Source organism: Streptomyces tricolor (assembly GCF_002155905.1).
Lineage (GTDB): Bacteria > Actinomycetota > Actinomycetes > Streptomycetales > Streptomycetaceae > Streptomyces > Streptomyces tricolor.
Genome location: NZ_MUMF01000159.1, coordinates 1 through 12,247, shown reverse-complemented (window position 1 = coordinate 12,247; position 12,247 = coordinate 1). Strand labels below are relative to the sequence as shown.

Below are 12,247 nucleotides of genomic sequence, written 5' to 3'. Positions count from 1 at the left end.
GGTGGCCCGGCACGCCGACGAACACGACGTCGGCGTGCCGGGCCACCTCCAGCAGCACGCGGGGGCCCTCGGCGGTGCGCCACAGGCCCGGGCGGTGGTTCACGTCGAAGGAGATGAGCGGGCGGTCCGGGCCGGGTGCCGTCAGCGCGCGGAGCAGGTCCAGGCACGTGTCCGACAGGGCCGCCGTGATGCCGGACAGGTGCAGCACGCGGGCCGCCCGGACCGCCGCGAGGTCGACGTTCCGCGTCGACATGGCCGAGGCCGCCGAGCCCGCCCGGTAGTACGCCACCTCGTGCGCGCCGGTGCCCCGGTCGCCGGCGGTGCGGAAGTACACGCCGGTGGGCCGGTCGGGGTCGCGGCGGACGGCCGAGACGTCGACCCCGTACCCGGCGATCCGCTCCACCAGGTGATCGCCGAAGCCGTCCGCGCCGACCCGGCTGACCCAGCGCGCGGTGTGCCCGAACGCGGCCAGGGCGCAGGCGACGTTGGACTCGGCGCCGCCGATGGCCCGGTCGAAGGAGGGCACGTCGGCGAGGCGGCCGGGGCGGCCGGGCAGGAAGGTGGCCATGGACTCGCCGAGCGTCACCACGTCCATGATCTGCCACGAGTGCGCAACGGCCGAGGCGTAAGCAGCGTCGTCGATGATGGCTCCTGTCGATGTCCGGGTGACGGCTCCGTTGACCCGGTCTCCGGCGAGATGCTAGACAGCAGTGAGCACTGCATGCAATGGCTGTTGCAGACAGTGCAACGACCCGAGAGAGGGGCTCCATGGGCAGCGAAGCGCTCACCCGCCTTGCCGAGGAACGTGTCGACCACCGCTTCAAGGGCCTCCCGCCGGACGCCGACGGCCTCACCGTCGCCGAGCTGGCCGCCCAGCGCCGCAACCTCTTCCGGGACGGTTTCACCACCCCCGTCCTCGCCCTCTCCGCCGAGCGCCTGGCGCACAACCTCGCGCTGATGGAGACGTACACCGCCCGGCACGGCCTGGCCTTCGCCCCGCACGGCAAGACTTCCATGGCCCCGCAGCTCTTCCGGCGCCAGATCGAGCACGGCGCCTGGGGCATCACACTGGCGCTGCCCCACCAGGTGCGGGTGGCCCGGGCGTTCGGCGTCCAGCGGGTGTTCCTCGCCAACGAGCTGGTGGACGCCGCCGCCCTGCGCTGGATCGCCGGCGAGCTGGCCGCCGACCCGGAGTTCCGGTTCGTCTGCTACGTCGACTCCGTGCGCGGGGTCGAGCTGATGGACGCGGCACTCGCGGGCACCGCCCGTCCGGTGGACGTGGTGGTGGAGCTGGGCGCGGGCGAGGGCGCCCGGACCGGCGTGCGGTCGGAGGCGGAGGCCCGTGCCGTCGCCGACGCGGTGGCCGGCGCCGGGTCGCTGCGGCTCGTCGGCGTGGCGGGGTACGAGGCCCAGGTGCCGGACGCCTCCTCGGAGCGGGTGCGACGGTGGCTGGAGCGGCTGGTGGCGCTCGCCGTGGAGTTCGACCGGGAGGGGCGCTTCGCCAAGGCGAGCGAGATCGTGGTGAGCGCCGGCGGCAGCGAGTGGTTCGACGCCGTCGCCGATGTCTTCGCCGGCGTTCCCGGACTGTCCCTGCCGGTGCTGAAGCTGCTGCGCTCGGGGGCGTACGTCTCGCACGACGACGTGCACTACCGCCGGCTGACCCCGTTCAACCGGGTGCCCGAGGAGGGGGCGCTGGAGCCCGCGTTCCGGCTGTGGGCGCAGGTGGTGTCCCGGCCGTCCCCGGCGGAGGCGTTCGTCAACGCGGGCAAGCGGGACGCCGCCCACGACCTCGACCTGCCGGTGGCGCACGTGGTCCGCCGGGACGGCACGGAGCGTCCGGCGACCGGGATCGAGGTGACCGCCCTGTCCGACCAGCACCTGTGGCTGCGCACCGGGCCCGGCGCGGAGGTGGAGGTCGGCGACTGGATCGCCTTCGGCCTCTCCCACCCGTGCACCTCCTTCGACAAGTGGCAGCTGATCCCGGTGGCCGAGGCCGACGGCACGGTGGTCGACTACATCCGTACGTTCTTCTAGGAGGCCCGTGTGGAGGACCTGGTCGTCCGGGACGCCGACGTCGTCGACGGCAGCGGGGCGGACTCCTACCGCGCCGATGTCGTGATCGACGCCGGCCGGATCGTCTCGATCGTCAAGGAGGCCGCCGCCGCGGGCTGCCAACGGCCGCGCGCGCGGCGCGAACTGGACGCGGAGGGCCTGGTCCTCTCCCCCGGCTTCATCGACATGCACGCCCACTCCGACCTGGCTCTGCTGCGCGACCCCGACCACAGCGCGAAGGCCGCGCAGGGGGTCACGCTGGAGGTCCTCGGGCAGGACGGGCTGTCGTACGCCCCGGTGGACGACCGCACGCTGGAGGAGGTGCGGCGGGCCATCACCGGCTGGAACGGGTACGGCGACGACGTCGACTTCGACTGGCGGACCGTCGGCGAGTACCTGGACCGGCTGGACCGGGGCATCGCGGTGAACGCGGCCTATCTGATCCCGCAGGGCACGCTGCGGGCGCTCGTCGTCGGCTGGGAGGACCGTGAGGCCACCCCCGAGGAGCTGGACCGGATGCGGCGGCTGGTGGCCGAAGGGCTGGAGCAGGGCGCGGTCGGGCTGTCCTCCGGGCTGACGTACACGCCCGGGATGTACGCGCGCGACGCCGAACTGACCGAGCTGTGCCGGGTGGTGGCCGCCTACGGCGGCTACTACTGCCCGCACCACCGCTCCTACGGCGCCGGCGCCCTGGAGGCGTACGCCGAGATGGTGGCGCTGACCCGGGAGGCGGGCTGCCCGCTGCACCTCGCGCACGCCACGATGAACTTCGGCGTGAACCGGGACCGGGCGCCGGAGCTGCTCGCGCTGCTCGACCGGGCCCTGGCCGCGGGAGCGGACATCACGCTGGACACCTACCCCTACACCCCCGGCTGCACCACCCTCGCCGCGCTGTTGCCGAGCTGGGCGAGCGAGGGCGGCCCGGAGGAGGTCCTGGCCCGGCTCGCCGACCCGGTGACGGCCGAGCGGATCCGGCACGACCTGGAGGTCACCGGCTCGGACGGCTGCCACGGCGTGCCGGTGGAGTGGGAGACGATCGAGATCTCCGGGGTCACCGATCCGGCCCTGGCCGAGTGCGTGGGCCGTACCGTCCGTCAGGCGGCGGACCTGCGCGGCGAGCCGCCCTGGGCCACGGCCCGCCGGCTGCTGGTGCGGGACCGGCTCGGTACGACGATCCTCCAGCACGTCGGCCACGAGGAGAACGTCCGCGCGATCATGCGGCACCGCGCGCACACCGGGGGCTCGGACGGCATCCTGCGGGGCAGCAAGCCGCACCCGCGGGCGTACGGCACCTTCCCGCGCTATCTCGGCCATTACGTGCGGGAGTTGGGGGTGCTGACGCTGGAGGAGTGCGTCGCTCACCTCACCTCCCGGCCCGCGGCGCGGCTGCGGCTGCCGGACCGGGGGCTGGTGCGCGAGGGCTACCGGGCCGACCTGGTGCTGTTCGACCCGGCGACGGTCGCGCCCGGCGCCACCTTCGCCGAGCCGCGCGCGCTGCCGACGGGGATTCCGTACGTGCTGGTCGACGGCCGGTTCGTCATCGAGGACGGCCGGCGCACCGATGTGCTGGCGGGGCGGGCGGTCCGCCGTACTCCGGTGTGACCGCCCGGCCCCGCCAGGGTCACGGCTTGGGCAGGGTGCAGCCGGCGGCGCTCAGGTTGAGCTTGTTGCCGGTGGTGAAGCAGGCGGGGATGTTGTAGGTCTGCTGGGCGTAGTTGATGCCCTGACGGACGGTCACGGTGCCGTTCGCGTCGACCTCGCACGGGTTGTTCTCGGTGCAGCGCTGGCCGTCCTCGTTGCCGGTGTTGTTGACGGCGACGACCTTGCCGGTGGCGGTGTCGATGACGGGGGAGCCCGAGGTGCCGCCGATGGTGTTGCAGGAGGAGGTGTAGCGGACCGAGTCCTTCCAGGTCCAGCCGCCCTCCTTCAGCCGGTACACGAACCCGTCGATGTTGCAGCTGTAGATGCGCTTCCAGTACCCGGACACCACCTTGATGGAGGTGCCGGCGACCGGGTGCGTGTCCTGCATGGTCAGCGGGCTGATGCCGTAGGAGTTCTTGATCGCCGCGTAGGTGGTGGTGGTGCGGTAGATCGAGACGTCCGTGTCCGTCATGGTCGAGTAGACGACCTGGTTGGCGCGCAGGGTGGCGACCTTGGTGCCGGCGGAGTTCAGCAGGCCGAAGGTGCGGCTGGAGGACTGGCCGGTGATGACCTCGCCGGGCGCCGGGAAGCCGGTCTCCAGGCAGTGGCCGTTGGTGAGCACCAACGCCGGGTCGGTGTCGACCGAGTTGGGGAAGCGGACGACGGAGCCGGAGCAGTTGCTGAGCGAGACGGTGCCGGCGAAGTCGACGGTCGCCTTGACGGCCTTGGCGGAGTGCGGGGCGGTGGTCTGCGGGGCGGCGATCGCCGGAGTCGCGCCCAGCCCGGCGATCGCCAGGGAGGAAAGCGCGGCAAGGAGAGGCTTGTTCACGTGGGGGTCCCCTCTTACGACTGGGGCGACCGGAGGTGTTCCGGTCGCCCACTCGGTTGTCATGCGCATTCTCAGCAGGGAAGAGGGGCGGGGACAAGACGCGGCGTCAGGTCATAGGGGTTTCCCTGTGCGGACGGGCGGCGGCGGGACCGCCCTCGGCGCGGAACGGGCCGTCGAGCAGGCGGCGGCCCGCCGCCTGCGCTCAGCGGGGGCGTTTCGTGGTGCCGTGACCGTGGCCGCGGCCCCTGCCGTCGGCCGTGCCGGACGGCGACGCCGTCGACGCCGGGGCCGTCGCGGTGCGCGTCGGCGCCGGGGAGCCGGAGACCGAGGCGGCCGGCGCCGAGGCCGTGGCGCCCGCGGAGGCCGTCCCGGCATCCGCGCCGTCCGTGGGAACGCCGGCGTCCGGGGCGGCGGCCGGGCGGGACGGCGAGCAGGCGGCGGCCCGCCGCCTGCGCTCAGCGGGGGCGTTTCGTGGTGCCGTGACCGTGGCCGCGGCCCCTGCCGTCGGCCGTGCCGGACGGCGACACCGTCGACGCCGGGGCCGTCGCGGTACGCGTCGGCGCCGGGGAGCCGGACGCCGAGGAGGCCGGCGCCGAGGCCGTGGCGCCCGCGGAGGCCGTCCCGGCGCCCGCGCCGTCCGTGGGAACGCCCGCGTCCGGGGCGGCGGCCGGGCGGGACGGCGAGGAGCCGCCGGCGGCCGGGGCCCCCGTGCCCGGCGCGGCGGTGTCCCCGCCGGGGCTCGCGGGAGCGGGATCGGCGCCCGTGCTCCGGCCGCCCCCGGGACGCGTGCCGTCCGGGGAGTCCGAGCCGCCCAGCGTGGCGAACGCCGCGAGGGCACCGGCAGCGCCGAGGACGCCGACGACGGCCGCCACCCGGCGCCGGCCGCCCGGGCGTCGCGCGGCGCGCCGTCGGCCGGCCCGTCCGGGGCCCGGCTCGCGCGCCGCGGCCGGGCCCGGCGGAACCGGCGCCTCGACCGGCTCGTACGGCTCGGACAGCGGGGGGAGTTCACGCGTGTCGTCGTAGGTGTTCTGCCAGCCGTGCGCGGCGGCCGGGTCGGCGTACTGCTCGTACGCGGGGGGCGGAGCCGGCCGCGGGTGGTACACGTTCGGCCGGACGCCGGGCGCGCCGCCCTCCCCCTGCATGCCGTACGCCCCCGCGTCGTACTCCCGTTCCGTGGACATGCCAGCGGATTCTAGGGAGGCAAGAGTCTCTTGAGACAGCCAACGGCGATATCCGGGCAAACCTTCGTGTCTCACGTGGCGGAAAACACGACCCATGAGGCATTACCGGGCCGTAAGCTCACGGACATGCAGGTGATCCAGTCGACCAAGCTCTCCAACGTCTGCTACGAGATCCGGGGCCCGGTTCTCGAGGAGGCCATGCGGCTGGAGGCGGCGGGCCACCGCATCCTCAAGCTGAACACCGGCAACCCGGCCGCCTTCGGCTTCGAGTGCCCGCCGGAGATCCTGGAGGACATCCTCCGCAACGTCTCCACCGCGCACGGCTACGGCGACGCCAAGGGCCTGCTCGCCGCGCGCCGCGCGGTCGTGATGCACAACCAGACCATCGGGATCGAGACGGACGTCGAGCACGTCTTCATCGGCAACGGCGTCTCCGAGCTGATCGTGATGGCGATGCAGGGCCTGCTGGACGACGGCGACGAGGTGCTCGTACCGAGCCCGGACTACCCCCTGTGGACGGCCGCCGTCTCCCTCTCCGGCGGTACGGCGGTGCACTACCGCTGCGACGAGCAGTCCGACTGGATGCCTGACCTCGCCGACATCGAGCGCAAGGTCACCGACCGCACCAAGGCGATCGTCGTCATCAACCCGAACAACCCCACGGGCGCGGTCTACGACGAGGCGATGCTCAGGGGCCTCACCGACATCGCCCGCCGGCACAACCTGCTGGTCTGCTCCGACGAGATCTACGACAAGATCCTCTACGACGGCGCCACGCACACCCCGACGGCCGCGATCGCGCCGGACCTGCTGACGCTGACGTTCAACGGCATGTCGAAGGCCTACCGGGTGGCCGGCTACCGCGTCGGCTGGATGTCGATCTCCGGCCCGCGCGCGCACGCCGACTCCTACATCGAGGGCCTGACGATCCTGGCCAACATGCGGCTGTGCGCCAACATGCCGGGGCAGCACGGCGTGGTCGCCGCGCTCAGCGGACGCCAGTCGATCAAGGACCTGGTGCTGCCGGGCGGGCGGCTGAAGGAGCAGATGGACACCGCCTACGAGCTGCTGACGCAGATCCCGGGCGTGAGCTGCGTACGACCGAAGGGCGCGCTGTACCTGTTCCCGCGGCTGGACCCCGCGGTCTTCAAGATCAAGGACGACCGGCAGCTGGTGCTGGACCTGCTGCGACAGGAGAAGATCATGGTCGTCCAGGGCACCGGCTTCAACTGGCCCGAGCCGGACCACTTCCGGGTGGTGACGCTGCCGGCGGTCGGGGATCTCCGGGACGCGGTGACCCGCATCGGGACCTTCCTGGACGGCTACAGCCAGCGGTAGTCGACGGACTTCATTCCGTGACACGGCTCAACTTTAGACGAAATCTAAGCTAGGATGGCTTCCTGTCAGAGCACAGGAGGCCATCCCATGTACGAACCGATCCGGACCAAGTCGGTCCACAGCACGATGGCCGGCACCCACTCCGACTTCCCGCACCGGTCGCGCGAGGAGGAGCTGGACATCCAGCTCGCCGGACACCTCTCCGCGCTGCTCACGGTCACCGACGAGCTGCGCGCCCTCACCCCGTCCGCCGACCTGGACACGGCAGCGGAGCGCCTCGCGGCGCAGGTGGCCCGGCTGCGGGGAGGGCGTACGCCGTTGCGGGCGGCGCCGGCCGCGGCCGGTGACCCCGCCGCCCTGCACCGGCGCGCGCACACCCTCGCCGGCCGCGCGCTCGTGGTCGCCGCCTCGCGCGCCGACACCTCGGCGGCGATCCTCGCGGCCCAGCGGATGGACGCGCACACCGCCGCGCTGTCCGAACCGAAGGCGTTCAGCACCGCCCGCTGATCCCCGTACGGGGGTCCCCTCGATCGGCCCCGGTCCGCGTGCACCCGCAGCGACACGCGGACCGGGCGCCACACACCCGCCGGTCGGATGCGCCTCCGGGCGCCTGTCCCGTCCCGCGGCCCCCGGCTCGTCGGAGTGGCTCGCGCGGTTCCCCGCGCCCCCCGGCGGCGCCCGGGTCCCGCGCCCGGTGCCCGGAGGGACCGGGGCGGGAACCGCCACGGAGGCTCAGCGCCTGACGTACACCGTGGCCGACGCCGTCGCGCCGGTGTGCAGGTCGTCGCCCGCCCAGCTGACCGTGTAGGTCGCCTCGCGCCGGGTGCGCGGCAGGTCGTCCACGGCGAAGGTGCCGTCGGCGCCGACGGTCACCGACGACAGGGTGCCGGTGCCGAGCCGGTCCGTGCGCCGCACGGTGAGCACGGCCCGCTCGGGCAGCGCCTTGCCCTGCGCGGTGAAGGTGCCGGTGATGTGCACGCCGCCGCTCATCGTGGCCTCGGCCGGCGCGGTCAGCGCGATCGAGCTGGGCGCCTTGCCGACCGTCACGGTGTGCGTGACGTCGGTGGCGGGGCGGTGGGTGAGGTCGCCGAGGAAGGACAGCGTGTACGTGGCCTCGCCGACCACGTCGGGCTCGTCCAGCACGGCGAAGGTGCCGTCGTCCTTGACGGTCGCCGTGCCGAGCTGGTGGGTACCGGTCGCGTCCTTGCGGACGGCGGTCACCTTCAGCGGCTCGGCGGGAGCGGGCCCGTCCCACTCCAGCCGCCCGCGCACGGCCAGCGGCTCGCCCGCCACGGCCCCGGCGGGGCTGTGCGTGAGGTCGCCGGCGAAGCGGGTGTCGTACTGGACGGCCGGGGGCTGGATGACGTGCAGCCAGTACTGGCCGGTGCCGCCCTGGGTGACGGCGAAGAGCCGGGAGCCGTCCTGGGACCAGGCCAGGCCCCGCGGGGCGACCCCGTTGCCGTCGAGGCTGCCCTCGAAGGCGAACTCCAGCGGCGGCGTGCCGTCGGCCGGGTCGGCGCTCTGCACCAGCAGGTCGGGCGTGCTGCCGGCGGCCTGGGCGCCCCGGGCGAGGTACTTCCCGTCGCCGCTGAAGGCGACCGCGGTGGACGTCGCGCCGGCGGGCAGCGCCGGGTACTGGACGGGCGCGTCCGACAGGTCGCCGGCGTTCAGCAGCCGGGTGCCGGCGGCGGCGTCGGCCACGGCGACCCTGCCGCCGTCCGGGCTCGCCGCCATGTCCTTCAGGTCGAGCGCGCCCTTGCCCTCGGCGTCCGCGAACCGGCGGGCGGCGTCCCGCACCGGGGTGGTGCCGCTGACGTCGAACGAGGCGAGGAACGGGTTCGCGGCACCGCTGTCCGCGGGCTGGCCCATCAGGAGCCGGTTCTGCCCGCGGGCTCCCGGCGCCAGCTGGAGCCGGCCGACGTCGTTCCAGCCGGTCCGCGAGACCGTGCCGTCGGTGAGCCGGTCCAGGGCCGTGGAGGCCGTGGCGCACAGGTAGTCCTGGAAGACGTAGGCATCCGTGCTCCACACCGTGCCACCGGCGAAGGCGAGCTGACGGCCGCAGGTGTCGTAGGCGGCGCCGTGCGCGCCGCTCTCCTGGAGCGTGCCGGTGTCGTAGCTCACGACGCGTCCGCGCTCGCCCACGTACAGCGTCGCGGAGTCCTCGCTGAGCGCCACGCCCGAGACCGCGGACTGGTGCTGGAGCGTGCTGACCTTCTGGCCCTGGAAGTCGTAGACCACCACGGTGCCGGCGCCGTTGTCGTCGCGCCGGTCGGCGACGTAGACGCGCCGGTGCACCGAGTCGACCGCCAGTCCCGAGTACGACGAGATCGGCAGCTTGGCCACGGCGTCGGAGGCCGCCGCGTGGGCCGCGGGCGCGGCGGCGACGGTGAGCGCGGTCCCGGCGAGTGCGGCGGCGAGCAGCGTGGCCGCGAGACGTCTGGATCCGTGTGCTGTATTCAACTGTGCCCCCCACAGGCTGGATCGGGCCTCTCGCCGCCGTCGGCGAGACGCCTGTGCAGAGCATGAAACAGGCGTGAAGATCCCGTGAGCAAGGGGGCGCGCGCGAAGGGCCCCGCACGCCGTTGTGCGGGGCCCCTCGGGGTTGTGCCACGGCCGGTCGTGACGATCGCTGGTCAGGGCACATCCTGGCCGGCCGTGGGGTCTGGGGCGGGGCCGGTCAGCCCAGGCGCTCCAGCAGCGCCCGGTACTGGTCCCACAGCTCCTTCGGGGTGTGGTCACCGAAGGTGTTGAGGTGGTCCGGGATCAGCGCGGCCTCCTCGCGCCAGATCTCCTTGTCGACCGTGAGCAGGAAGTCCAGGTCGGACTCGGCGAGTTCGAGGCCGTTCGTGTCCAGCGCGTCCTTCGTCGGCAGGATGCCGATCGGGGTCTCGACGCCCTCGGCCGTGCCCTCCAGCCGCTCCACGATCCACTTCAGGACGCGGGAGTTCTCGCCGAAGCCGGGCCAGACGAACCGGCCCTCGTCGTTCTTGCGGAACCAGTTGACGTAGTAGATCTTCGGGAGCTTGGACTGGTCCTTGTCCTTGGCGACGTCGACCCAGTGGGCCATGTAGTCGCCCATGTTGTAGCCGCAGAACGGCAGCATCGCGAACGGGTCGCGGCGCAGCTCGCCGACCTTGCCCTCGGCGGCGGCGGTCTTCTCGGAGGCGACGTTGGCGCCGAGGAAGACGCCGTGGTTCCAGTCGAAGGACTCCGTCACCAGCGGCACCGCGGTGGCCCGCCGACCGCCGAAGAGGATCGCCGAGATCGGCACGCCCTTGGGGTCCTCCCACTCGGGCGCGATGATCGGGCACTGCGCGGCCGGCACGGTGAAGCGGGCGTTGGGGTGGGCGGCCGGGGTCTCGGAGTCCGGCGTCCAGTCGTTGCCCTTCCAGTCGGTCAGGTGGGCCGGGGGCTCCTCGGTCATGCCCTCCCACCACACGTCGCCGTCGTCGGTGAGCGCGACGTTGGTGAAGACCGCGTTGCCCCACAGGGTCTTCATCGCGTTGGCGTTGGTGTGCTCGCCGGTGCCGGGCGCGACGCCGAAGAAGCCGGCCTCGGGGTTGATCGCGTAGAGCCGGCCGTCCTCGCCGAACCGCATCCAGGCGATGTCGTCGCCGATGGTCTCCACCGTCCAGCCGGAGATCGTGGGCTCCAGCATGGCGAGGTTGGTCTTGCCGCAGGCGGAGGGGAAGGCGGCGGCGACGTACTTGGCCTCGCCCTGCGGCGGGGTCAGCTTCAGGATGAGCATGTGCTCGGCCAGCCAGCCCTCGTCACGCGCCATGACGGAGGCGATACGCAGCGCGTAGCACTTCTTGCCGAGCAGGGCGTTGCCGCCGTAGCCGGAGCCGTAGGACCAGATCTCGCGCGACTCGGGGAAGTGCGAGATGTACTTGGTGGAGTTGCACGGCCACGGCACGTCCTCCTGGCCCGGCTCCAGGGGGGCGCCGAGCGTGTGGACGGCCTTGACGAAGAAGCCCTCGTCGCCCAGCTCGTCCAGGACGGCCTGGCCCATGCGCGTCATGGTGCGCATGGAGACGGCGACGTACGCGGAGTCGGTGATCTCCACGCCCAGCGCGGCCAGCGGGGAGCCGAGCGGGCCCATGCAGAACGGGACGACGTACATGGTGCGGCCCCGCATCGAGCCGCGGAACAGGCCCTGTTCGCCGGTGAAGATCTCCCGCATCTCGGCAGGGGCCTTCCAGTGGTTGGTCGGGCCGGCGTCCTCCTCCTTCTCGGAGCAGATGAAGGTCCGGTCCTCGACGCGCGCGACGTCGGTCGGGTCGGAGGCGGCGTAGTAGGAGTGGGGGCGCTTGACCGGGTCGAGCTTCTTGAACGTTCCCTTGGCGACCAGCTCCTCGCACAGTCGCTCGTACTCGGCCTCGGAGCCGTCACACCAGACCACGCTGTCCGGCTGCGTCAGTTCGGCGATCTCGTTGACCCACGAGATCAGTTCCTGGTGGTTGGTGGGGACGACGGTGGGAGCCGCGATGTCGCGCGCCACGATTGCTCCTAAGTGAGGGATTTTTGTTTGTTCGCCCCGTGGGGGCCGCGACCCGGATGCTTCGTAGCCCGCTCATCCGGTGCCGACCGCACTCATTTGATCATCCGAGTCTAGTGCCCATCTGTCCAGAGGGCATCACAGGTGAGCGGCGTGAGGAATCCCACGCTGTCCACGACTCTTTGCGTCCACGTTGGCTTCAGCTGACAGACTTTTTGCCCGGCGATCTCGATGACGCGGATGACACCGCGATGACCGTGCATTGATGAACGACTTACGGTCGCGTCGCTACCATGCGCGCATGACTGCGTCCGTCCCCGACGCGCCCACGGACACGCCGGCCGCCGGCCGCGGTCCCGTCGCGCTCTCCCTGCCGCATCCGGTCAAGCCCCGACTCCGGGGCTGGCTGCACCTCGGCATGTTTCCGGCCGTTCTCATCGCGGGCCTCGTGCTCACCGCCCTCGCCGACTCGACCAGAGGCCGCATCGCGTGCGGCATCTACGTGCTGACGGCCTGCCTCCTGTTCGGCGTCAGCGCGCTGTACCACCGGGGCAACTGGAGCCCGCGCATGGACGGCGTGCTGCGCCGCCTGGATCACGCCAACATTTTCCTGATCATCGCGGGCACCTACACCCCGCTGACCCTGCTGCTCCTGCCGGGCGGCAAGGGCCAGTGGCTGCTGTGGGGGATATGGGCCGCCGCGGCGGC

At 72.8% G+C, this 12,247-nt stretch carries 10 protein-coding genes; 5 read left to right on the top strand and 5 right to left on the bottom strand.

Annotated elements, in window-relative coordinates; all coding sequences use genetic code 11:
* On the bottom strand, positions 1 to 595 hold a 595-nt coding region (locus CCN44_RS12600), incomplete at its 3' end, for a sugar kinase (RefSeq protein ID WP_143649717.1).
* Positions 596 to 768: 173 nt separating this feature from the next.
* Between CCN44_RS12600 and CCN44_RS12595 the strand changes: the two genes are divergently transcribed.
* Both CCN44_RS12595 and CCN44_RS12590 read left to right on the top strand, forming a co-directional pair.
* On the top strand, positions 769 to 2,034 hold the full coding sequence (locus CCN44_RS12595) for an amino acid deaminase (protein WP_086697690.1): 1,266 nt from the start codon (positions 769 to 771) through the stop codon (positions 2,032 to 2,034).
* Positions 2,035 to 2,043: 9 nt separating this feature from the next.
* Positions 2,044 to 3,654, top strand: a complete 1,611-nt coding sequence (locus CCN44_RS12590) for an N-acyl-D-amino-acid deacylase family protein (protein WP_059252336.1) — start codon at positions 2,044 to 2,046, stop codon at positions 3,652 to 3,654.
* Between the two features lie 19 nt (positions 3,655 to 3,673).
* On the opposite strand, the gene CCN44_RS12585 is transcribed toward CCN44_RS12590, so the two are convergent.
* Positions 3,674 to 4,522, bottom strand: coding sequence for a S1 family peptidase (locus tag CCN44_RS12585; protein ID WP_059252335.1), 849 nt, complete (start codon positions 4,520 to 4,522; stop codon positions 3,674 to 3,676).
* Between the two features lie 455 nt (positions 4,523 to 4,977).
* Positions 4,978 to 5,703, bottom strand: a complete 726-nt coding sequence (locus CCN44_RS12580; RefSeq protein WP_237481748.1) for a hypothetical protein — start codon at positions 5,701 to 5,703, stop codon at positions 4,978 to 4,980.
* Between the two features lie 126 nt (positions 5,704 to 5,829).
* Here CCN44_RS12580 and CCN44_RS12575 point away from each other — a divergent pair, with 126 nt between their 5' ends.
* Both CCN44_RS12575 and CCN44_RS12570 read left to right on the top strand, forming a co-directional pair.
* On the top strand, positions 5,830 to 7,041 hold the full coding sequence (locus tag CCN44_RS12575) for a pyridoxal phosphate-dependent aminotransferase (protein WP_059252334.1): 1,212 nt from the start codon (positions 5,830 to 5,832) through the stop codon (positions 7,039 to 7,041).
* An 87-nt stretch (positions 7,042 to 7,128) separates the two neighbouring features.
* Entirely contained in the window at positions 7,129 to 7,548 is a 420-nt protein-coding gene (locus CCN44_RS12570; RefSeq protein ID WP_059252333.1) for an SCO4983 family protein, read from the top strand.
* A 225-nt stretch (positions 7,549 to 7,773) separates the two neighbouring features.
* Here the strand turns inward: CCN44_RS12570 and CCN44_RS12565 are convergent, their stop codons facing one another.
* Both CCN44_RS12565 and CCN44_RS12560 read right to left on the bottom strand, forming a co-directional pair.
* A complete protein-coding gene (locus tag CCN44_RS12565) occupies positions 7,774 to 9,501 on the bottom strand; it encodes a WD40 repeat domain-containing protein (RefSeq protein WP_189397078.1) in 1,728 nt (575 codons plus the stop codon).
* A 217-nt stretch (positions 9,502 to 9,718) separates the two neighbouring features.
* Positions 9,719 to 11,542, bottom strand: coding sequence for a phosphoenolpyruvate carboxykinase (GTP) (locus tag CCN44_RS12560; RefSeq protein WP_059252332.1), 1,824 nt, complete (start codon positions 11,540 to 11,542; stop codon positions 9,719 to 9,721).
* 298 nt (positions 11,543 to 11,840) lie between these two features.
* Here CCN44_RS12560 and CCN44_RS12555 point away from each other — a divergent pair.
* The coding region (locus CCN44_RS12555) for a hemolysin III family protein (RefSeq protein WP_143649715.1) at positions 11,841 to 12,247 on the top strand (407 nt) is incomplete at its 3' end.

What these genes read in the sequence shown, in the direction of transcription:
- CCN44_RS12595 (WP_086697690.1), top strand. Translation starts at nt 769, where the DNA reads ATGGGCAGCGAAGCGCTCACCCGCCTTGCCGAGGAACGTGTCGACCAC.
- CCN44_RS12580 (WP_237481748.1), bottom strand. Translation starts at nt 5,703, where the DNA reads ATGTCCACGGAACGGGAGTACGACGCGGGGGCGTACGGCATGCAGGGG.
- CCN44_RS12575 (WP_059252334.1), top strand. Translation starts at nt 5,830, where the DNA reads ATGCAGGTGATCCAGTCGACCAAGCTCTCCAACGTCTGCTACGAGATC.
- CCN44_RS12570 (WP_059252333.1), top strand. Translation starts at nt 7,129, where the DNA reads ATGTACGAACCGATCCGGACCAAGTCGGTCCACAGCACGATGGCCGGC.